The 19,950-nt window shown below is 68.9% G+C and carries 21 protein-coding genes; 9 read left to right on the top strand and 12 right to left on the bottom strand.

The genetic code is table 11. The features are described from left to right. The first annotated feature begins 143 nt into the window (after positions 1-143). Positions 144-377, top strand: a complete 234-nt coding sequence (locus OHN74_RS30500) for a hypothetical protein (RefSeq protein WP_327697781.1) — start codon at positions 144-146, stop codon at positions 375-377. Positions 378-499: 122 nt separating this feature from the next. Here OHN74_RS30500 and OHN74_RS30495 read toward each other — a convergent pair whose 3' ends face one another. Then, positions 500-949, bottom strand: a complete 450-nt coding sequence (locus OHN74_RS30495; RefSeq protein WP_327697780.1) for a PPOX class F420-dependent oxidoreductase — start codon at positions 947-949, stop codon at positions 500-502. A 629-nt stretch (positions 950-1,578) separates the two neighbouring features. Here OHN74_RS30495 and OHN74_RS30490 point away from each other — a divergent pair. Beyond that, positions 1,579-2,310 (top strand): helix-turn-helix domain-containing protein, encoded by a 732-nt coding sequence (locus OHN74_RS30490; RefSeq protein WP_443060472.1) that lies wholly within the window; start codon positions 1,579-1,581, stop codon positions 2,308-2,310. Between the two features lie 20 nt (positions 2,311-2,330). Here OHN74_RS30490 and OHN74_RS30485 read toward each other — a convergent pair whose 3' ends face one another. Then, positions 2,331-3,356, bottom strand: a complete 1,026-nt coding sequence (locus OHN74_RS30485) for an ATP-dependent 6-phosphofructokinase (RefSeq protein ID WP_327697779.1) — start codon at positions 3,354-3,356, stop codon at positions 2,331-2,333. Positions 3,357-3,587: 231 nt separating this feature from the next. On the opposite strand from OHN74_RS30485, the gene pta reads away from it, so the two are divergent. The 4 genes from pta to OHN74_RS30465 all read left to right on the top strand — a co-directional run bounded on the left by pta (position 3,588) and on the right by OHN74_RS30465 (position 8,940). Continuing rightward, positions 3,588-5,705 carry a phosphate acetyltransferase gene (pta, locus tag OHN74_RS30480; protein ID WP_327697778.1) on the top strand — a complete coding sequence of 706 codons (2,118 nt, stop codon included), beginning with the start codon at positions 3,588-3,590 and terminating at the stop codon, positions 5,703-5,705. Further along, on the top strand, positions 5,702-6,934 hold the full coding sequence (locus OHN74_RS30475) for an acetate kinase (RefSeq protein ID WP_327697777.1): 1,233 nt from the start codon (positions 5,702-5,704) through the stop codon (positions 6,932-6,934). Before pta ends, OHN74_RS30475 begins: the two co-directional genes overlap by 4 nt. Positions 6,935-7,065: 131 nt before the next feature. Further along, entirely contained in the window at positions 7,066-8,496 is a 1,431-nt protein-coding gene (gene pyk / locus OHN74_RS30470; protein WP_327697776.1) for a pyruvate kinase, read from the top strand. Positions 8,497-8,655: 159 nt separating this feature from the next. Further along, entirely contained in the window at positions 8,656-8,940 is a 285-nt protein-coding gene (locus OHN74_RS30465) for a hypothetical protein (RefSeq protein WP_327697775.1), read from the top strand. 84 nt (positions 8,941-9,024) lie between these two features. On the opposite strand, the gene OHN74_RS30460 is transcribed toward OHN74_RS30465, so the two are convergent. The 3 genes from OHN74_RS30460 to OHN74_RS30450 all read right to left on the bottom strand — a co-directional run bounded on the left by OHN74_RS30460 (position 9,025) and on the right by OHN74_RS30450 (position 10,997). Next, a complete protein-coding gene (locus OHN74_RS30460) occupies positions 9,025-9,696 on the bottom strand; it encodes a hypothetical protein (RefSeq protein WP_327697774.1) in 672 nt (223 codons plus the stop codon). A 249-nt stretch (positions 9,697-9,945) separates the two neighbouring features. Further along, the gene (locus tag OHN74_RS30455) at positions 9,946-10,137 is read right to left on the bottom strand and encodes a hypothetical protein (protein WP_327697773.1); all 192 of its coding nucleotides are present in this window, start codon (positions 10,135-10,137) and stop codon (positions 9,946-9,948) included. 8 nt (positions 10,138-10,145) lie between these two features. Next, positions 10,146-10,997 (bottom strand): helix-turn-helix domain-containing protein, encoded by an 852-nt coding sequence (locus OHN74_RS30450; RefSeq protein ID WP_327697772.1) that lies wholly within the window; start codon positions 10,995-10,997, stop codon positions 10,146-10,148. Positions 10,998-11,271: 274 nt separating this feature from the next. Between OHN74_RS30450 and OHN74_RS30445 the strand changes: the two genes are divergently transcribed. Beyond that, positions 11,272-11,784 carry an ATP-binding protein gene (locus tag OHN74_RS30445; RefSeq protein ID WP_327697771.1) on the top strand — a complete coding sequence of 171 codons (513 nt, stop codon included), beginning with the start codon at positions 11,272-11,274 and terminating at the stop codon, positions 11,782-11,784. Positions 11,785-12,007: 223 nt separating this feature from the next. On the opposite strand, the gene OHN74_RS30440 is transcribed toward OHN74_RS30445, so the two are convergent. The 5 genes from OHN74_RS30440 to OHN74_RS30420 form a co-directional block, all read right to left on the bottom strand. Next, complete coding sequence (locus OHN74_RS30440; protein WP_327697770.1) at positions 12,008-12,415, bottom strand: hypothetical protein; 408 nt, start codon at positions 12,413-12,415, stop codon at positions 12,008-12,010. A 152-nt stretch (positions 12,416-12,567) separates the two neighbouring features. Then, positions 12,568-13,935: a hypothetical protein gene (locus OHN74_RS30435; RefSeq protein ID WP_327697769.1), complete on the bottom strand. Its 1,368-nt coding sequence runs from the start codon at positions 13,933-13,935 to the stop codon at positions 12,568-12,570. Then, the gene (locus tag OHN74_RS30430; protein ID WP_327697768.1) at positions 13,925-14,548 is read right to left on the bottom strand and encodes a DUF6114 domain-containing protein; all 624 of its coding nucleotides are present in this window, start codon (positions 14,546-14,548) and stop codon (positions 13,925-13,927) included. Before OHN74_RS30430 ends, OHN74_RS30435 begins: the two co-directional genes overlap by 11 nt. 135 nt (positions 14,549-14,683) lie before the next feature. Next, on the bottom strand, positions 14,684-15,328 hold the full coding sequence (locus OHN74_RS30425; RefSeq protein WP_327697767.1) for a DUF6230 family protein: 645 nt from the start codon (positions 15,326-15,328) through the stop codon (positions 14,684-14,686). Positions 15,329-16,000: 672 nt separating this feature from the next. Next, a complete protein-coding gene (locus OHN74_RS30420; RefSeq protein WP_327697766.1) occupies positions 16,001-16,981 on the bottom strand; it encodes a tetratricopeptide repeat protein in 981 nt (326 codons plus the stop codon). A 205-nt stretch (positions 16,982-17,186) separates the two neighbouring features. Between OHN74_RS30420 and OHN74_RS30415 the strand changes: the two genes are divergently transcribed. Continuing rightward, on the top strand, positions 17,187-17,804 hold the full coding sequence (locus OHN74_RS30415) for a TetR/AcrR family transcriptional regulator (RefSeq protein WP_327697765.1): 618 nt from the start codon (positions 17,187-17,189) through the stop codon (positions 17,802-17,804). An 18-nt stretch (positions 17,805-17,822) separates the two neighbouring features. Here the strand turns inward: OHN74_RS30415 and OHN74_RS30410 are convergent, their stop codons facing one another. Together OHN74_RS30410 and OHN74_RS30405 are read right to left on the bottom strand one after the other, a co-directional pair. Beyond that, the gene (locus tag OHN74_RS30410) at positions 17,823-18,161 is read right to left on the bottom strand and encodes a DUF3817 domain-containing protein (protein WP_327697764.1); all 339 of its coding nucleotides are present in this window, start codon (positions 18,159-18,161) and stop codon (positions 17,823-17,825) included. A 76-nt stretch (positions 18,162-18,237) separates the two neighbouring features. Next, a complete protein-coding gene (locus tag OHN74_RS30405) occupies positions 18,238-18,747 on the bottom strand; it encodes a MarR family winged helix-turn-helix transcriptional regulator (protein WP_327697763.1) in 510 nt (169 codons plus the stop codon). A 171-nt stretch (positions 18,748-18,918) separates the two neighbouring features. Between OHN74_RS30405 and OHN74_RS30400 the strand changes: the two genes are divergently transcribed. Continuing rightward, positions 18,919-19,938 carry a glycoside hydrolase family 6 protein gene (locus tag OHN74_RS30400; RefSeq protein WP_327697762.1) on the top strand — a complete coding sequence of 340 codons (1,020 nt, stop codon included), beginning with the start codon at positions 18,919-18,921 and terminating at the stop codon, positions 19,936-19,938. Positions 19,939-19,950 lie beyond the last annotated feature (12 nt).

Here is a 19,950-nt window from a genome sequence, read left to right as displayed (position 1 = left end):
GAGCAGTTGGTGTCCGGGCGAAACCGGTGAACGCGCCGCCCGGGCCACCGGACGGCCGTCACCGCCGCTCAGGTCCAGGTCCAGGGCTGCTGGAGGCACCGTCCGTGCTCCCGGACGCGGGCGGCGTCCGTGGCCTGCGGCGAGTGACCATCAGGTACGCCGCAGCCGTCAGGAACGGCCCCGAGCAGGCAGCCGCCAGACCCAGCGCTCTGATGGTCTGCCGTGTCGTACTCACTGTGGGCCGACAGCTCGGGTCGCACTCCCACTCGGTCGCCCAACCCGTCCTCGTGGCAGCGAGCACAGCACATCCGATGACGAAGAGTGCGATCCCGGACCAGAACATCCTGCGGGCGGCGCTCTCGTACCCCCGCGAGTAACTGTCGACCATGTCAACACGGTGCCACCGATGATGACTTGCCGGCAACGGCACGAGAGCCGCACCACGGACCGCTGAAGACCCTGCCCTCGCTCACTCCCCCGCCACGAAGGCACCCCCAGCTCACACCTCCGGCAACACCCCGGGCCTGAACGGCTCCACCCCCACGACCCGCCGCACCCGAGTCACCTCGATGAGCAGCATCACCCGCCGCTCTCCCGGCAGCAGCCACGGATACCGGTCCTCGCCGATGTACTTCTTCGTGAGCCGGTCCATGGAACGTTCCGCCTCCTCGCCCTCCACGAAGCGCACCACGCGACCCCGGATCTCCGCACGGTCGTACGGGTTCTCGGGGTCGTGGTGGGAGAGCGAGACCCGGGGATTGAGGCGGAGGTTCTCCTCCTTCACGCGGCCGATGGCCGTGTTGACCATGACATGGTCGCCCTCGATGTCGACCCACATCGGCGACACCTGCGGCATCCCGTCCGCGCCGACCGTCGCGAGGTGCCAGAAGTTCGGGGCGAGCAGCCGCTCCCGTATGTGCCCCTCGATCTTCTCCGTCTTACCACTCACAGGACCACCGCTTTCCGACGCCACTCGACGCCCTCCAAAACCCGCCAAGTCACCGACCCTGGCGACCCGGCCTCATCTCGACGGCAGCCCGACCACAGCTCTCGGCCCGCAGCCACCGACAACCGTACGCGCCCTCAACCTTCCCAACACGCCCAGCTGAACGGGTACTTGACGATCGCACACCCATCGGGCACAAAGGGGATCCACCCTCCGCAGCAGGCGCGGCAAAGGCAGAAGGACAGCGGCGACACATCGGCGGACCGTACAAATCGCGCCGCCCCTACTCACCGGTCACCCGCCCCACACCACCCGGCCGAACCCCTCACCACACCGCACCCGCCTTCGACACTCGCCCGAAGCACCGACACCTCGGCCCCCTCAAACCCTCGGACACCTCACCGGCGAGCGCTCGCGCATATGCCCCACCACCTTGCCGTTCGCATGATCGGACGTCGGTACGCGCCCCCCGCAAGCCCCCCTCGCACCTCTCACCCGCATCCCACCCCACGGTCTCCGGCCGGTACGAGAACCCCCGAAATCACCCCCTGAACCCTGCCCTTCCCACGATCCGTGATTGTGGCCGAACAGAACGTAGTCACCGCCGCTCCACGACCCCTAGCTTGTGGCGCGTGCGCCGACCCCCAGCTCCACCCCCACCGCCCACGCCGCCGACCCCGCCCTTCGACGCCCACGCCGCCCGCAGACTCCGTACGGCCCTAGGAATGGGCCCCGAACACGTCGCGTACGGAATGCGGGTCTCGTACGGGCTGCCCTACGTCACGCCCGACCACGTGATCGCCTGGGAACGCAAGATCATGGCCCCCGGCACTCATGAACTCACGGCTCTCGCGGGCGTGTTGTGGTGTGCGCCCTGCGAACTCATCGGCCGTCCCCGCACCTTGCGCGAACACCGCGCCGCGCGCGGGCTCAGCGCCGAGGACGTCGCCCGGGCCGTCGGGCTCGAACTCCTCGTCTACATACGGATGGAGGAGAGCGGCGAGTGGCGCGGCACCGAGCGGCAGTCCGCGATTCTCGCCGAGGTGCTCGAACTGTCGCTCGCCGACTTCATGACCCTGACCGGCCTCGACGGCAGGCTCGCCGGCCTGCTGCGCAGCGCGGTCACGACGCGCTGGCAGGCGTACGTCCGCCCCGTCAACAAAATGGTGCCGCTGAACCGGCGCCTCCTGGAGAGCGCCCTCCAGGAGCTGCACCGCTACTACCAGGGGCAGTTGGCCGCCAACCTGACCTGGTCGGACGGTTCCGCGGCGACCGAGGCGAGCCACACCGGACGCGACTTCCTCGACCGGATCGTGGAGCACTTCTGGGCGAGGGTCGACGCACTCGCCCCCAACACTCCTTGACCGACCGGGACGACCCAGACCTAGAACACCGACTCCGCCTCGTCCATCCGGTCCTTCGGGACCGTCTTCAGCTCAGTGACGGCCTCCGCCAGCGGCACCATCACCACGTCCGTCCCACGCAGTGCCGTCATCCGCCCGAACTCCCCCTGGTGCGCGGCCTCCACCGCGTGCCAGCCGAACCGGGTCGCGAGGACACGGTCGTACGCGGTGGGCGTGCCGCCGCGCTGGATGTGGCCGAGGATGACCGGCTTGGCCTCCTTGCCGAGCCGTCGTTCCAGCTCGTACGCCAGTGCCGTACCGATGCCCTGGAAGCGCTCGTGGCCGAACTGGTCGATCGCGCCGTGGCCGTAGTCCATGCTGCCCTCGGCGGGGTGGGCGCCCTCGGCGACGCAGATGACGGCGAACTTCTTGCCGCGCGCGAACCGTTCCTCGACCATCTTCACGAGGTGGGCGGGGTCGAAGGGGCGCTCCGGGAGGCAGATGCCGTGCGCGCCGGCCGCCATGCCGGACTCCAGGGCGATCCAGCCCGCGTGCCGGCCCATGACCTCGACGACCATCACGCGCTGGTGCGACTCCGCGGTGGTCTTCAGACGGTCCATCGCCTCCGTCGCGACACCCACCGCCGTGTCGAAGCCGAACGTGCGGTCCGTCGACGAGATGTCGTTGTCGATCGTCTTCGGGACGCCGACCACCGGCAGGCGCGCGTCGCTCAGCATCCGGGCCGCCGTCAGCGTGCCCTCTCCACCGATCGGGATCAGTACGTCGATACCGAACTCGCGGGCCATGTCCTGCGCGTTCTCGCAGGCCTCGCGCAGCCGGTCGCGCTGGAGACGGGAGGAGCCGAGGATGGTGCCGCCGCGGGCGAGGATGCCGCTGACCGCGTCGAGGTCGAGGGTGCGGTAGCGGCCGTCGAGCAGCCCCGCGTAACCGTCCTCGAAGCCGATGACCTCGTCGTCGTACTGGGTGACCGCTCGGTGCACAACCGACCGGATCACTGCGTTCAGGCCCGGACAGTCGCCGCCTGCGGTGAGAACTCCGATGCGCATCGTGCTGTGTCTCCTGCTCGCTGTGATCGCTCTGATCGCTCTGCTTGCCTGTGATGCCGGTCAGCCACTCCAATTGTTTCACGCCCCGGCCGGGCCCTCGATCCTGACGGGCGCCGTAGCCAGCGCCGCGGGTACTGTCAAGAGGGTCCTGCTCACTCCGGTGGGCGATATCTGCGCGCACCGACGCAGCCACCCAAATGATCATGACGAGCAAGGAAACGGAGAGCACGCGTGACGACCCGCAGCGTGTACGTGACCGGGATCGACCGGGGCGACGGCCGCCAGGTCGTCGAGCTGGGAGTCATGGAACTCCTGACCCGGCAGGTCGACCGCGTGGGCGTCTTCCGCCCCCTGGTGCACGACAACCCGGACCGTCTCTTCGAGCTGCTCCGCGCCCGCTACCGCCTCTCCCAGGACCCGGCGACCGTGTACGGCATGGACTACCCGGAGGCGTCCGCGCTCCAGGCCGAGCAGGGCACCGACGAGCTCGTCTCCACCCTCGTCGACCGCTTCCTGCGGGTCGCCCGCGAGTACGACGTCGTCCTCGTCCTCGGCACCGACTTCGCCGACACCCAGTTCCCGGACGAGCTGGCCCTCAACGCCCGCCTGGCGAACGAGTTCGGCGCGTCCGTCGTCGCGGTGGTCGGCGGACGCAACCAGACCGCCGAGTCGGTGCTCGCCGAGACGCGCAACGCGTACCGCGCGTACGAGGCGCTGGGCTGCGACGTGCTCGCCATGATCGCCAACCGAGTCGCCCGCGAGGACCGCGCCGGTATCGCCGAGAGCCTCGACTCCCGTCTCCCCGTGCCCTGTTACGTCCTCCCCGACGACCCCGCCCTCGCCGCGCCGACGGTCGCCCAGATCACCCACGCGCTCGGCGGCAAGGTGCTCCTCGGCGACGACGCGGGCCTCGCCCGTGACGCGCTGGACTTCGTCTTCGGCGGCGCGATGCTGCCCAACTTCCTGACCGCGCTGACCCCCGGCTGCCTGGTCGTCACGCCCGGCGACCGCGCCGACCTGGTCGTCGGCGCCCTGGCCGCGCACAGCGCCGGTACGCCGCCCATCGCGGGTGTCCTGCTGACCCTGAACGAGCGTCCCAGCAACGAGGTCCTCACCCTCGCCGCGCGCCTCGCCCCCGGCACCCCGGTCGTCTCGGTCGCCGACACCAGCTTCCCTGTCGCCGCCCAACTCTTCTCCCTGGAGGGGAAGTTGAACGCGGCCACCCCACGCAAGGCGGAGACGGCCCTCGGCCTGTTCGAACGCCACGTGGACACCACCGAGTTGCTGAAGCGGGTCTCCGCCCCCAGCAGCGACCGCGTCACACCCATGATGTTCGAGCACAAGCTCCTCGAACGCGCCCGCGCCGACAAGCGCCGGGTCGTCCTGCCCGAAGGCACCGAGGAACGCGTCCTGCACGCCGCCGAGGTGCTGCTGCGCCGGGGTGTGTGCGACCTGACACTGCTCGGCCCGGTCGACGGCATCCGCAAGAAGGCCGCCGACCTGGGCATCGACCTCGGCGGCTGCCAACTGATCGACCCGGCGACCTCCGAACTCCGGGACTCCTTCGCCGAGAAGTACGCGGCCCTCCGCGCACACCGGGGCGTCACGGTCGAGCTGGCCTACGACGTCGTCGCGGACGTCAACTACTTCGGCACCCTGATGGTCCAGGAGTGCCTGGCCGACGGCATGGTGTCGGGCTCGGTCCACTCCACGGCCGCGACGATCCGCCCCGCCTTCGAGATCATCAAGACCAAGCCGGACGCCGACATCGTCTCCTCCGTCTTCTTCATGTGCCTGGCCGACAAGGTCCTCGTCTACGGCGACTGTGCGGTCAACCCCGACCCGAACGCCGAGCAGTTGGCCGACATCGCCATCCAGTCGGCCGCGACCGCCGAGCAGTTCGGCGTGGAGCCGAGGATCGCGATGCTGTCGTACTCGACGGGTACGTCGGGTTCGGGCGCGGACGTCGACAAGGTGCGGGAGGCGACCGAGCTGGTGCGCTCCCGGCGCCCGGATCTCCGTATCGAGGGCCCGATCCAGTACGACGCGGCCGTGGAGCCGACCGTGGCCGCCACCAAGCTGCCCGGCTCCGAAGTCGCGGGCCAGGCAAGCGTGTTGATCTTCCCTGACCTCAACACCGGCAACAACACGTACAAGGCCGTGCAGCGTTCGGCCGGCGCGATCGCCGTCGGCCCGGTCCTCCAGGGCCTGCGCAAGCCGGTCAACGACCTGTCCAGGGGCGCCCTGGTCCCGGACATCGTCACCACGGTCGCGATCACGGCGATCCAGGCCCAGACAGCCGACTCCGCCCCCAGTCAGGCCCCCACACAGAAGGTGTCCCACCAGTGACCGCGACCCGCGTCCTAGTCCTCAACTCCGGTTCATCCTCGCTGAAGTACCAGCTGCTCGACATGCGCGACAGCAGCCGGCTCGCCGTGGGCCTGGTGGAACGCATCGGCGAGGAGACGTCCCGCCTCAAGCACACCCCGCTGGCGACCGGCGGCGCGTCCCGCGAGCGCACGGGCCCGATCGCCGACCACGAGGCAGCCCTCAAGGCGGTGGCTGAGGAACTGGCAAAGGACGAACTGGGCCTGGACTCCCCCGAGTTGGCGGCCATCGGCCACCGGGTGGTGCACGGCGGCCTGTCCTTCACCGAGCCGACGGTCGTCGACGACACGGTCCTCGCCGAGATCGAGCGCCTGATCCCGGTGGCCCCGCTGCACAACCCGGCGAACCTCACCGGCATCCGTACGGCCCGGTCCCTGCGCCCCGACCTGCCCCAGGTCGCGGTCTTCGACACGGCCTTCCACACCACGATGCCGGAGTCGGCGGCCCGCTACGCGATCGACGTGAAGACCGCCGACGAGCACCGCATCAGGCGGTACGGGTTCCACGGCACGTCCCACGCGTACGTGTCGAGGGAGACGGCGCGGCTCCTGGGCCGGGCGCCCGAGGACGTGAACGTGATCGTGCTGCACCTGGGCAACGGGGCGTCCGCGTCGGCGGTGCGGGGCGGCAGGTGCGTGGACACCTCCATGGGGCTGACGCCACTGGAGGGACTGGTCATGGGAACCCGGTCCGGCGACCTGGACCCGGCCGTCATCTTCCATTTGACGCGTGTTGGCGGAATGTCCACGGACGAGATCGACACTCTTCTCAACAAGAAGAGCGGCCTGCTCGGTCTGTGCGGAGACAACGACATGCGGGAAATCCGCCGCCGTATCGACGAGGGCGGCGCGGACGCCCCGGCGGCCCGGCTGGCCTTCGACATCTACATCCACCGTCTGAAGAAGTACATCGGCGCCTATTACGCGGTACTCGGCCGGGTGGACGCCATCGCGTTCACGGCCGGAGTGGGCGAGAACGCGGCGCCGGTGCGCGAGGCGGCGGTGGCGGGCCTGGAGGGCCTCGGGGTGGCCGTGGACGGCGCCCTGAACGCCGTACGGGGCCAGGAGGCCCGGCTGATCTCGCCCGCGGGCTCCCGGGTCGCGGTGGCCGTCGTCCCGACGGACGAGGAGCTGGAGATCGCGACACAGACATACGCGCTGGTAGGAACAGACAGCGAAACGGACAACTGACGACACTTGGCGGATATTGATGGGAGAGCCTCACCTGAGCGCTATCCCGCCCCTTTGTGTTCAGTGCATGCCTTCTACGTCGTCCACCAGGCGGAATATTCCGAAGCGAAACAAACCGATAGGATCGCCCCATGCGCCGTTCGAAAATCGTTTGTACTCTCGGCCCCGCGGTCGACTCCCACGAAATGCTCGTGTCGCTGATCGAAGCCGGGATGAACGTGGCCCGCTTCAACTTCAGCCACGGCTCCCACGCCGAGCACCAGGGCCGGTACGACCGGGTCCGTGCCGCCGCCAAGGAGACCGGGCGGGCCATCGGTGTCCTCGCCGACCTGCAGGGCCCCAAGATCCGCCTGGAGACCTTCGCGGAGGGCCCCGTCGAGCTGGTGCGGGGCGACGAGTTCGTCATCACCACCGAGGACGTCCCCGGTGACAAGACCATCTGCGGTACGACGTACAAGGGCCTCCCGGGCGATGTGTCGCGCGGCGACCAGATCCTGATCAACGACGGCAACGTCGAGCTGAAGGTCGTGGACGTCGAGGGTCCGCGGGTGAAGTCGATCGTCATCGAGGGCGGCGTCATCTCGGACCACAAGGGCATCAACCTGCCCGGTGCGGCCGTGAACGTCCCGGCCCTCTCCGAGAAGGACATCGACGACCTGCGCTTCGCCCTGCGCATGGGCTGCGACCTGGTCGCCCTGTCGTTCGTCCGTGACGCCAGTGACGTGGACGACGTCCACAAGATCATGGACGAGGAGGGTCGCCGCGTCCCCGTCATCGCCAAGGTGGAAAAGCCGCAGGCGGTCGACAACATGGACGCCGTGGTCGCGGCCTTCGACGGTGTGATGGTGGCCCGCGGCGACCTCGCCGTCGAGTACCCCCTCGAAAAGGTCCCGATGGTGCAGAAGCGCCTGGTGGAGCTGTGCCGGCGCAACGCCAAGCCGGTGATCGTCGCGACCCAGATGATGGAGTCGATGATCACCAACTCCCGCCCGACGCGCGCCGAGGCGTCCGACGTGGCGAACGCGATCCTGGACGGCGCGGACGCGGTCATGCTGTCCGCGGAGTCGTCGGTCGGCGCGTATCCGCTCGAAACGGTCCGCACGATGTCGAAGATCGTGGCCGCGGCGGAGGAGGAGCTCCTCTCCAAGGGCCTCCAGCCCCTCGTCCCCGGCAAGAAGCCGAAGACGCAGGGCGGCTCGGTCGCCCGCGCGGCCTGCGAGATCGCCGACTTCCTCGGCGGCAAGGGCCTGGTGGCCTTCACCAAGTCCGGCGACACCGCCCGCCGCCTCTCCCGCTACCGCGCGGCCCAGCCGATCGTCGCCTTCACGACCGACGAGGGCACCCGCAACCAGCTGTCCCTGAGCTGGGGTGTCGACTCGTACGTCGTCCCGTTCGTCAACAGCACGGACGAGATGGTCTCCCTGGTCGACCAGGAGATGCTGAAGCTGAACCGCTTCAACGTCGGCGAGATCGTCGTCATGACGGCCGGCTCCCCGCCCGGCGTCCCGGGCACGACGAACATGGTCCGGGTGCACCACTTGGGCGAGGGCGAACACGCCTGACGGACTACTGGTAGTACGGCCGACTGTACGGCTGTGAGGGCGCCTCCTGTGGTGTGTGACAGGGGGCGCCCTCAGTGTTTCCCGAGCTCCGGGAGGTGTCATAGGTTGACGTTCGACCTGCCGGGGACGGCAAGCAACAGACACAAACAGGGGGAGATCATGGCGACGTATTCGGTGTCGTTCAGGCTGCGGCGTACGGTCGTCGAGGAGCGGTACGTCTCGGTCCCGATCACCGACGCGATGATGCAGGCGGAACCGGACGAGGACGGCGCCTACCACCTCGACACGGGAAAGCTCGTCGCCGCCGCGATCCAACTCGGCCAGGACGATGCCGACTGGCTGCCGGAGGAGCGAGAGGTCACGCTCCACCCGATCCAGAAGGCACCCGATCATCTCCAGGGCCAGGATCAGGACCAGACCGACTCCGCGGAGGACCCGGAGTAGGGCGTAGGACGTCGAACTCGCGCTGATCCGGACCTGATGTTTCGAGGGGTGGGCGGGACGTGCGTCCCGCCCACCCTCGTCACGTCAGTCCCTCTGAAGGCCCTGGTCGACTGCGCCTTCCGGGTATCCGAGACGTTCGCCGAGTGCCACCAGCACTGCCCGGCACGGGCCGTCCAGCGGCAGCGCGTAGCGTTTGACCGCGCGCAGGAAGAGCCGGAAACCGAGGTCAGCGCACGCCCCGGTGATCACCTGCTCCAGTGCCGGCACCAAAGGGGTGGGCAGCGGCAGCGGGTTGAACACCTCTCCTTCCTCGTGCGCCCGCGTCAGCGCGGCAGCCAACGGGGCCATCGCCCCGTGCATCGCGGCACACAGCGACTCGTCTGTCACGGGGTCGGCCGGGAGCGGAGTGAAGCCGGGGTCACGGTGGGATTCCGCGGCGCGCCAGCCCAATTCGATCCGCTCCAGCCACTCCCGCGCTCCGACCTGCTGCTTGGTTGGGTCGAACGCGTGGTCGGTTGAGCCGGCCCAGGCCGTGCGGATCGTGTCGTCCGCCAGGCCGGAGTCCAGTAGCCGCCGTACGTCACGGCCCAGCTGCAGGGACGCCGGGTGGCCGAGCTCCCGGACCGAACGCTCGGCGATCAGGAGCATGGCCGAGACCGGCCCCCGCTCGATGAGGCAGTCCATCTCTGCGGGAGGCAGGTCCGCCAGTTCATCGCACTGCTCGGAGAGCCAGGTGAGGCCGGTCCCGTAGGTCATGGCTACTCCGGGTAGGCGGTGTAGACCACCCAGGTCTTGGGCTTCATATGCCCCTCCCGTTCAGCTGTGTGACGGGGTCAGTCTGCCGCTGAGGCGCTCTCTTGGTCCACCTGGAACTCCCAGCAGCCACGCGCCCTATGCCTTTCCATGACGACTCGGATATTCCCTGCGACCACGGCCTGCTGGTGCCTGGGCAGTTCCTTCTCCCCAGATCGTGGATGTGGGAGGCAACGGCGCTTAAAGGCGTGGTCAGAGGAGGTGGTCTGCTTTGCCGGCCTTGATGTCCTGGATGAGGGTGCGGAGGGCGTCCCGGGTGTCGGTGAGGTAGGTGTCCTCTTGGCCAGCGATGGCGATGTAGGCGTTGTCGTGGGGGTCGGTGCCTATGCGGAAGCAGTTGGCGCCTTCGCCGCAGTAGGGCTCTTCCCAGGTGATGTCGGGCACGGGGTCTCCTAAAGGTCGCTGGCGAGGGTGCGGATGAAGTCCCGCGAGGGCGCGGGGGCGAGCGCCACGGCTTCGGCCGCGTCGAAGTGCGCGCGGTACTTGTTGAGTTGCGCTTGGGTGTCGATGAACTCCGGGCCGTGCGTGCTGTCGAGTTCCACGGTGTCCAGGCGGGGGACGTTCGACTCGGAATAGACGACTGACTGTCCAGCGCCGGGGAAGCCGCCCGCCTTGAACGGGATGACACGTATCGTCACGGCCTCACGCTCGGACACGTGCAGCAGGTGCTCCAACTGCCGCCGCGCGACGGAGGATCCGCCGAACTCCATACGGAGCGCGGCCTCGTGGAGGATGACGTCGAGGGCCGGGGGCTCCGGGCGGTCGAGCACCTGCTGCCGGTCGACCCGGTGAGCCAGGCGCACGTCGAGGTCGGGGGTGAGCAGGGGCGGGATCACGGCTCGGAATACGGCGCGGGCGTGGTCCTCGGTCTGGAGCAGCCCTGGCAGGTGCACACTGACGGTGATCCGTAGCCGGTTGGCGTGCCACTCCATCTCGGCGATGTCCAGGAAGCCGTCCGGGAGCCGGTCCCGGTACTCCTCCCACCAACCCTTGTCACGCCCGGCGGCCATGGCAGCCAGCGCCTCGACGAACTCCTCGTCCGTACAGCCGTAGTTGGCGGCGAGAGTACGTACGCGGTCAGGGCTGATGCCTGACCGACCCGACTCCATGTTGGGCACGTTCGTACGGGGAACGTTCAACAGCCGGGCGGCGTGCTCCGTCTTGATCCCGGCCGAGGTGCGCATCCTGCGCAACTCCGCGCCCAACCGCCTCTGGCGCTCCGTCGGCTTGCTCCTCGGCGGCATGCGTCCCTCCCGTTCGGCTGTGTGACGGGGTCAGTCTGCCGCTGTGGTGCTCCCCTGGTCCACCTGGAACTCCGCGAAGAGTAGTACGTGTACTCCGGACATGGTCTACGGTTGGTTACTAGTCGCTTACGGCCCGGCATCACTCGGAAGCGCATCGCGCGAGCGTGCCCGCATTCTCCTTCCCTGGGAGGGGCATGCTCGCGCCAGGGAGACAGGCCACCGGTCGGGCGTACGTCGGCTGAGTCAAGTCCGTTGTTCAGCAAGGGAGTTCGCCATGTGTGCATCGCTCGCCGTTTCGGCCTGTCCCATCTCGACCGACCTCACGAAGGCGCCGCCGCCCGGCCCCGACACGCTCACGTACGGCTTCACCCTGCCTGCCGAGGCGGTGAGTTCGCGGGTTGCCCGGGCTACGACTCGGGTTGTGCTCCAGACGCATGGGCTGGAGGAGATGGCGGACGCCGCGGTGCAGGTGGTGGGGGAGCTGACGGCGTGCGCTTTCCGGTTCGCTGCGGATGCGTCGGTGTACGTGTCGCTGCGGTGGTGGGAGGGGGAGCTGCAGGTCGTTCTCTACGACGGTCACCGGAGGCATGTGCATCCCCGGCTGGCTGCTGCCTGCGATGAGCGCAGGGGGGATGCGTTGCGGGTGTTGGGGTGCGTGGTGGAGGGGTGCGGTGGGGAGTGGGGGTTCGGGGAGGCTCGGGAGCCGGGAGGGGGGACGCGGATGTGGGCTGTCCTGCCTTGGGCAGGGGCTCGGAAGTTCGAGGGTGTGAGGGCCGGGAGGGGGTGACCTGGGGCGGGGCGGTTGCCGGCGCCGCCCAAAACCTCGCGCTCTTCCCCGAAACACCCACAGGACCGTCCCGCACCAGCCACTTCGCAGCACCGTTCCGGCCGGGCCGGGCCGGTCGGGCTGCCCGGTGTCTCCCAGCTGGCTGATCAGCGGAACTGTCTGCTTCGAGTTGCAGTAGCGTTCGATGCTGGACAGTAGGTGACAAGGTGAGGGTGGCGAGGCGTCAGAAGACGCCCCCCGATTCCGCCGGGAAGTCCGGCGGCCAGGGCCCGGTCCACAGCGACTCCCGGCCGCCCATCAGCGCGTACTCCGCCTCGCGCCAGTTCGGATTGCCACCCACGACGAAGCTGTCGCCGTCAGGGTCCAGCATCCAGGTGTACTCGGCATCGGCGGGCTCCAGCCCGTGCCGTTCCGCCAGCACCGCGAACTCCTGCGGATTGGCGCGGCGGATGTGCAGGCCGTTGCGGTAGTAGGGCTGCAGGAGCATCAGCCTCACGTGGCCGATGGTGACCTCGATATGTGTCGAGGTTCCGTCGACCAGCGTGGCTTCGCTCAGCAGGAAGAGATACCGGTGGGACGGGTTGAACCCGGCCACCCGGAACAGCCTTCCGGTGCGGATGAAATCGGTCATGGCCGGAGTCCTTTCCTAGTTACGGCACCGGCTGCCCGTTGGCCAGCTTGAAACGGGACAGGGCCGCACAGACCTGTGGCCCGACCCCCCGCCAACAGCGGTAGGCCGGGCCACAGGCCTCGGTGCGGCTCCCGAACGGGGGACGTGAGCGCTCAGGTCGTGTACTGGTGCAGGAACGGGATCGTCAGCGTGCCGCCGAACTGGCCTGCCTGGATGACCTTCACGTTCGTGAAGTAGATCAGGGGGATGTTCAGGGGCGGAGGGCTCTTCGGGCTGAACGTCACCGGGATCAGGCCCAGCAGGTTGCCGGAGATGCTCTCCGTGTACATGATCGTCTTGCCGCCCTCGATCGTGGAGTTCGGCTGGTTCTTGCCCGCCACCGCGTGGTACGTCTTGCCCGACTGCTCGTCCTTGACGATCTGGTGCAGGTCACCGATCTCCGTGCCACCGGAGATCACGTACTTCAGGACCTCCTTGACCGAGCCGTCGGCGGTGCGCACCTTGACGATGCCCTGGTAGTCCGCGCCCTTGAGCAGCAGCGAACTCGCCTGGAGGGTCCACGGCTCGTCAGGCAGCCTGGTCGAGTTGTCGACGCCGCCCTCGTCGTCGGTGGCTGCGGCGGGGCAGTCGGCCGCGTCGGTGGACGCGCTCGCCGAGGGACTCGGGGACGCGGTGGCCTCGGCGGCTGCCTTCGTGGCGGCCTCCGTGGTCTTCTCGGTCGCCTTGGCCGCCGTGTCGGTGGTGTCCTTGAGGACCTCGGTGACCTTCGGGGTCGTGTCCTTGACCGTGGTGGTGTCGGTCGTGCCCTTGTCGGCCGCTTCCGCGGTCGGCGCCGGTGACGCGGTCGGCGCCGGAGTGGCGCTGTCCCCGGTCTCGGTCGACTCAGTGGAGGTCGTCGTGGACGCCGTGTCGCTCGACGAGTCGCTGCCGCCCGTGAAGACGTCCACGATCGCGTCGCCGATGGTCTCCAGCAGGTTGCCGCCGCTCTCCTCGGTGGCGCTCGCGCTCGCCGAGGGGGTGGGCGTGGCCGCGTCGCTGCCGCCGGTGCTGCTACTGGACGTCGTCTTGCTCGCGGACGGCGCCGGAGTGGGCTCGGCCGCGTCGTCGGAACCTGAATCCGACGAACCGTCCGAGGCACCGGAGTCCGAGCCCGTGGCAGTGGCCGAGGGGGACGGCTCCGTCGCCGTGTCCCCGTCGTCGGACGACGACGAGCTGGTGGACGGGGAGGGCGTCGCCGCCGTGTCCGTGTCGCTCTCGGTGCCGGTCACCACCTCGACGCACTTCTGGTATTCCTCAGCCGTCATGCTGTTCGTCGTCGGCTGGTCGTCGGCACGTGCAAGTGTCGGCGTGAACCCCATGCCCATGAGCACCGCGGTCGGCATCGCCGCCAGGGCTATCGCCTTTCCGGCAGGCATATGGAACCTGGTGAACAGCGGCTTCCTCGGGGCCGCGTGCCGCGGCCCGGTTCGCCCGCGGGACTCGTCCACATCAGTCCCGTGGGTCACCTCGTCAGCCGGCACTGCGCCTCCCGTTCGCCCCGTTCACCGGGCTCGTTCCTGACAGATCGTTCGGCTCGTACGGCTCGTTCGACTTGCTCATGTCCAGTACGCCGGGCTCCGCCGCCGGGTCCGCTCCATCGCCGGCCTCGGCAGACGCCGGGGCCTCGGGGGACTCCGCTGCGGGGGCCGCATCCGTGCCGCCGTTACCCGCAGGCACTCCGTACCTCGTGTCCGGCTCCGGCTCACCGGGCGCCCAGGCGATGGCCAGCGCGCCGCCGACCAGGGCCAGCAGGAAGCCGACGACGAACCCGCCGAAGTTGGAGACCGGGAGGGACACGAGTCCCAGCAGGATCGCGGCGGTGCCGGCGAAGGTCCGTACATGCTTCTGGAACCAGAGGCTGATGCCCAGGACGACGAGCAGGGCTCCGATGATCAGGGATCCCGCGCCGGCCGTTGTGGACATGCGGACCGTGAGCTGACCGATCGTGAGGTGCGCGTAGGGGAAGTACATGATCGGGACACCGGCGAACATGACGAACAGACCGGCCCAGAACGGCCTCGTACCCCGCCAGGCGCGGAACTGCAGCCTCAACCGGTCGAACAGACTGGGGGCGGCAGGAGTCTCGGCGCTCATGGAAACAGCTCCCTGGTGCGGTGTTGCTGTGGTGAGGGGCCTTCCATCAACCCGTGAGGGGCGATGTGCGAAGACCCGGTCGGAGAGGAACGGGCGGGGGGCGCCTCACGGCCTCCCCCGCCCGTCACCGAGTGCTTAGTAGCACTCCTTGGTACCCGAGTAGAGCTTCATGCTCAGACCGGGCAGCGTGAAGGTTCCGGCGGTGGTGGCCCACGCCGTCTGCTTCACCTTGTACAGCTCCACGGAATCCGCCGACTGGCCGAAACCGTAGGGGTTCGACTTCTCTGCGCCGCCCTTCATGGGCGGGTCGGTCAGGGAACCGGCGGCGACGCCGATGTCCATGCCGCTGAACACAGCCTTCTCGGCGGCGAGGTCCTCGACGTCGATGTAGAGGTTCTTGGCGGAGACCTGCTTGTCCTTGTCGCCACTGTTACCCGCGGTCAGCTGCAGAGTGACAGAGCCGAGCAGCGGGATGTTCGGTGTGACGACCGACTGGCACATGTTCTGGATACGGGCATTGGAGAACGCCGACACCGCAACCGGGTGAATGGTGTCCTTGCCCTCCAGCGTCTTGCCCGCGTCGATGGCGCCGTACTGCGAGAAGCCCGTGCCCTCGATGTAGTCAGCGCTGACCTTGAACGACTGGCCGGACACGCTGAACGAAGCGGCGAGGGCACCCTGCGCGAGGGCAACACCTATACATGCCGTAGCGGCAACGCTGGGCACCATCACCACAGCGAAACGCTTCCATCTGGTCCCGCCACGCACCTGGGACTCCATATTTCCTCCTTCTCGGACGTACATCTCCTGGCCCTGACTGCCCCATAACGGCGGCTCAGCCGGGCAGGGATGGGAGAAGTGCTACGTCCTCGGTAAGGAGAGCGCCCGCGCTCGACGACGCGAACAGCGCCCGAATCACCGGCGATCACCCCCGAGCGACAACCAACTGGTCGCGCCTGACGCACATCACGCACAACCTTGCCGGACAGGCTCCACCAGAAGGCGAAGACCCCCCTGTCCGAGAGCCGGCGCCACTGCCGCCGACTCTGCCCGGTGGGGACCCAACAGCTCCCGTCCGCCCGACTGGCTGTCGGTGTACGGGATAGGACCGAGCGACGCCGATCGTGGTGCATTCTCGCCGCCCGCACAAGGGGGTTCGTTACTGGCTAGTAACGGGCAGATAACCGAGCGGCGACCCGCCGGTGTCACCCGACAACGCTGGGTGGCCCTCAGGGGGGTGACAAACCGGCAACTTCATGCAGCAAACCCGACAGTACGACGCCTCTGGCTTACTACAAGTAACAGCGGCCGCAATTACCAAGATTTGGCAAAGTGCGGCCGCATGAGCACCCGATCGACAAATTCTTCACGCTGACAACACGCGTCATGGTGTTTAGCGACAGGTCAGACCACTGATCGAACTGTGACCTGCCACTCACCCCTACCGATCGGTCAGAACAACGCCCGTGCCAGCGCCCGCCGGGCCGCGGCGACCCGTGGATCATCCGCGCCGACGACCTCGAACAGCTCCAGCAGCCGCAGCCGTACGGCATCGCGGTCGTCGCCCGCCGTACGCCCCACCGTCTCGATGAGCCGCCCGAACGCGTCCTCGACATGGCCGCCCACCAGATCCAGGTCGGCGGCGACGATCTGCGCCGTCGGGTCCTTCGGCTTCTCGGCGGCGTCCTTGCGGACCTGCTGCGGATCGACTCCCTGCACCCGCTGAAGCAACTCGGCCTGGACGAGACCGAGCTTGGCCTCCGTGTTCCCGGGGTCGTCGCTCAGCACGTTCCTGTACGCCTGCACCGCACCACCCAGGTCCCCCGCGTCCAGGGCCTGCACGGCGGCTTCGAGCAACGCGTCGTACGGCCCGACCGGGTCCTGGGGAGCGGCGGCGACGGGCCGGTCGCCGGGTGCGGCATCCGCGTCGACGACGAGGCCGGTGAGCCCGAAGCGCTGCTCGGCGACCTGCACGAGCTGATCGAGGGTCTGGCGGATCTGCTGTTCACCGGCGGCACCCTGGAAGAGGGGCAGTGCCTGACCGGCGACGACGGCGAAGACGGCCGGAATCCCCTGGATGCCGAACTGCTGCATCAGCATCTGGTTGGCGTCGACGTCGATCTTGGCGAGGACGAAGCGCCCGTTGTACTCGACGGCCAGCCGTTCGAGAACGGGGCTCAACTGCTTGCACGGCTCGCACCACTCGGCCCAGAAGTCGATGACGACGGGCACCTCGGTGGACCGCTGCAGGACGTCGAGTTCGAACCCGGCCTCATCTACGTCGATGACGAGGTCGGCCGGCGACACGCCCCCTCCCCCGCCCTGCCGGGCGGCTTCGGCGCGCGCCTGCTCCGCCTTCGACTTGGCCTCCTGGGCCGCCTTCACCGCGGCGAGGTCGACGACCCCGCTCATGGACATGTTCCGTGGCTGCATGCGTCTATCCTCCCCCGTTCGGTGCGCCCATGTGAAAGGCGTTGTGAAAAGCGGTCCTGGTTGATCTCTGGTCGATGGCCATCGCTTTCGCTACGAGTCGTAGCGTAACGGCAGTGGCAGCCTCCTGTGAAGCACCCCCAGAGCACCTCGGAGTGACCTCGCTCACGACCCTCACAGGACGGGATTGGCCGGTTATGGTCATCCAATGCAGAGCCGCACGCCCGTCAGCCGTACGGGACGCCCCCGGAGCGCCACCGCGGACGCGGCGATCCTGGCGGCGACGCGGGACGCGCTGGTCGAACTGGGCTGGTCAAAGCTGACGTTGGGAGACGTGGCGACGCGCGCGGGGGTGGCGAAGACGACCCTCTACCGCCGCTGGCCCGGCAAGAACGAACTGGTCGTCGACGCGGTCGCGGCCCTCTTCGACGAACTGGAGATGCCCGACCGGGGCAGCCTCGCCGCCGACATCGAGGGTGTCGTCCTCCAGTTCGCGGCGATCCTGGTGCGCCCGGAGACGAAGAGCGGTCTGATGGCGGTGGTCGCGGAGTCGACGCACGACGACGCGCTGCGGGAACGCATCCGGGCGTCGATCGTGGACCGCCAGAAACGCCTGGTCCTGGAAGGCCGCGCCCGCGCGCAGCAGCGCGGCGAACTCCCCCCGGAAACAGACCCGGAGGAGGCCGCCCGCACGGTGGACCTGATCTTCGACATGGTCGCGGGCGCGGTGGTGCACCGCACCCTGGTGAGCGCGGAGCCGGTGGACCCGGAGTGGGCGGGAGCCTTCACCCGGGTGCTGGTGCTGGGGCTGGGCCGCAACCCGTAGCGGTTACGGCTGTAGCGGTTACGCCTTGGCAACCACCGGCGTCGGCTCCGCGAGCTGTGCCGCCAGCTCGCGGCTGACCTGCCGCTCGACGAAGAACGCGGCGGTGGGAACGGTGCCGGCGAGCAGGACCCACAGTTGCTTGCGGACCGGCCACTTCGCCTTGGAGCCCAGATCGAAGGCGAACACCAGGTACACGACGTACAGCCAGCCGTGCGCGATACCGACGACACTCGTGAAGCCGTCGGCGCCGTCGAGCTTCAGCGCGTACTTGGCGATCACTCCGAGGGTCAGCAGAACCAGCAGCACACCGGTGACGTAGGCCATGACGCGGTAGCGGGTCAACACGCTCTTCTTCATGCGTACGAGCGTAACCAGAGGTTTCCAGCGATCTTCCGGCGGCCCCGGTCGCCACCGGTGCCTCTGCCGCCCTGCCCTACTCCTCGTCGAAGTCGCTCGCAGCCACCCGCAGCGGCCGCAACATCGCGAAGATCTCCGCGCACTCCTCCGCGTCGTACACGCCGAGGCCGAAGTCCATCGCCATCAGGTCGCGGGTCGCCGCGTCGACCGTCTCGCGGCCCTTCTCGGTGATCGTGGCGAGGGTGCCGCGGCCGTCGTTCGGGTTGGGGCGTCTGGCGACCAGGCCCGACTTCACCAGGCGGTCCACGGTGTTGGTGACCGAGGTCGGGTGGACCATCAGACGCTCACCGATCTTGGACATCGGCAGCTCGCCCGCCTTGGAGAAGGTGAGCAGCACCAGCGCCTCGTACCGCGCGAACGTCAGACCGTACGGCTTCACCACCGCGTCGACCTCCGCGAGCAGAATCTGCTGCGCGCGCATGATCGAGGTGATCGCGGCCATGGACGGGACGTTTCCCCAGCGCTGCTTCCACAGTTCGTCGGCGCGGGCGATGGGGTCGAAGGGGAGACTGAGCGGCTTCGGCACGGCACCAGACCTTACCGGCCGGTCACATCGCGGTCAGCCCTGTCTCGCCCTTCGGTCCGGCCCGGTCGGACCCAGCCCAGGGACCTCGGCCGTCCCGGTGTCGTATACGTAATGGTTACTCCACTTATGTCAGGATTACTGACTGATCGTCACCTCACCCAAGGGAGCCGTATGTCCCGGCTGATCCCCACCCTCGCGGTACTCGCGGTACTCGCGGCGCTCGGGCTCACGGCGGGTTGCGCCGCCGCGCCCGGGGTGGGCGAGGCGGCCGTCGTCAGTGGTGCCACCAAGGAAGCCTCCACCGACGGGGACCGGCTGTTCTGGGTCGATCCGGCGGGCCCCGCCGCCCGCCAGGTCCGGCTCTGGCAGCGGCAGGGCCGCGCGAAGGAGGCGCGGCTGCTGCGGCGGATCGCCGAGCAGCCCGCCGCGCTGTGGCCCGCCGGCGACGATCCGGTGCCGGTGATCCGGGCCGCCACCGAGGCAGCGGCGCGGGAAGGGCGTACGACCATCTTCGTGGCGTACAACATTCCGCACCGCGACTGCGGTCAGCACTCGGCGGGCGGGGCCGGTGACGCGGACGCCTACCGGGCGTGGATCGGGCGGTTCGCCGAAGCACTCGGGGACAGCCGGGCGCTGGTCGTCCTCGAACCGGACGCGGTCGCGCATGTAGTGGACGGCTGCACGCCCGGCGAGTACCACGCCGAGCGTGAGCGGCTGCTCGGGGAGGCCGTGGCGCGGCTCAAGCGGCAGCCCCGTACAAAGGTGTATCTGGACGCCGGGAACCCCGACTGGATCGAGGAGCCGTCGAAGCTCGTCGAACCGCTGCGGCGGGCCGGGATCGCACGGGCCGACGGTTTCGCGCTGAACGTCTCCAACTTCCAGACGGACGTGGCGACCCGGAAGTACGGGGTCGCCCTCTCCCACGCCCTAGGCGGCAAGCACTTCGTCGTCGACAGCAGCCGCAACGGGAACGGGCCGCTGGGCGGCGACCGGAGCGATGCCTGGTGCAACCCGCCGGGACGCGCCCTGGGCACCCGCCCGACCACCCGCACCGGCGAGCGCGCCCTCGACGCCTATCTGTGGATCAAGCGGCCCGGCGAGTCGGACGGCGAGTGCCGGGGCGGACCGGCGGCCGGGCGGTGGTGGCCCGAGTACGCGCTCGGCCTGGCCCGCAACTCCCGTACGCGGTAGGCCCGATACGGC

It is taken from the genome of Streptomyces sp. NBC_00459, from assembly GCF_036013955.1.
Taxonomy (GTDB): domain Bacteria; phylum Actinomycetota; class Actinomycetes; order Streptomycetales; family Streptomycetaceae; genus Streptomyces.
The sequence above is the reverse complement of the archived record's forward strand: the minus strand, read 5'-3'. Positions and strand labels throughout refer to the sequence as shown.

Excerpts from the sequence above, each read along its gene's own strand:
- OHN74_RS30425 (WP_327697767.1), bottom strand. The coding sequence starts at position 15,328 with ATGGAGTCCCAGGTGCGTGGCGGGACCAGATGGAAGCGTTTCGCTGTG.
- OHN74_RS30485 (WP_327697779.1), bottom strand. The coding sequence starts at position 3,356 with ATGCGCATCGGAGTTCTCACCGCAGGCGGCGACTGTCCGGGCCTGAAC.
- OHN74_RS30420 (WP_327697766.1), bottom strand. The coding sequence starts at position 16,981 with ATGCAGCCACGGAACATGTCCATGAGCGGGGTCGTCGACCTCGCCGCG.
- OHN74_RS30445 (WP_327697771.1), top strand. The coding sequence starts at position 11,272 with ATGTGTGCATCGCTCGCCGTTTCGGCCTGTCCCATCTCGACCGACCTC.
- OHN74_RS30415 (WP_327697765.1), top strand. The coding sequence starts at position 17,187 with ATGCAGAGCCGCACGCCCGTCAGCCGTACGGGACGCCCCCGGAGCGCC.
- OHN74_RS30465 (WP_327697775.1), top strand. The coding sequence starts at position 8,656 with ATGGCGACGTATTCGGTGTCGTTCAGGCTGCGGCGTACGGTCGTCGAG.
- OHN74_RS30410 (WP_327697764.1), bottom strand. The coding sequence starts at position 18,161 with ATGAAGAAGAGCGTGTTGACCCGCTACCGCGTCATGGCCTACGTCACC.
- OHN74_RS30450 (WP_327697772.1), bottom strand. The coding sequence starts at position 10,997 with ATGCCGCCGAGGAGCAAGCCGACGGAGCGCCAGAGGCGGTTGGGCGCG.
- OHN74_RS30440 (WP_327697770.1), bottom strand. The coding sequence starts at position 12,415 with ATGACCGATTTCATCCGCACCGGAAGGCTGTTCCGGGTGGCCGGGTTC.
- pyk (WP_327697776.1), top strand. The coding sequence starts at position 7,066 with ATGCGCCGTTCGAAAATCGTTTGTACTCTCGGCCCCGCGGTCGACTCC.
- OHN74_RS30430 (WP_327697768.1), bottom strand. The coding sequence starts at position 14,548 with ATGAGCGCCGAGACTCCTGCCGCCCCCAGTCTGTTCGACCGGTTGAGG.
- OHN74_RS30460 (WP_327697774.1), bottom strand. The coding sequence starts at position 9,696 with ATGACCTACGGGACCGGCCTCACCTGGCTCTCCGAGCAGTGCGATGAA.
- OHN74_RS30400 (WP_327697762.1), top strand. The coding sequence starts at position 18,919 with ATGTCCCGGCTGATCCCCACCCTCGCGGTACTCGCGGTACTCGCGGCG.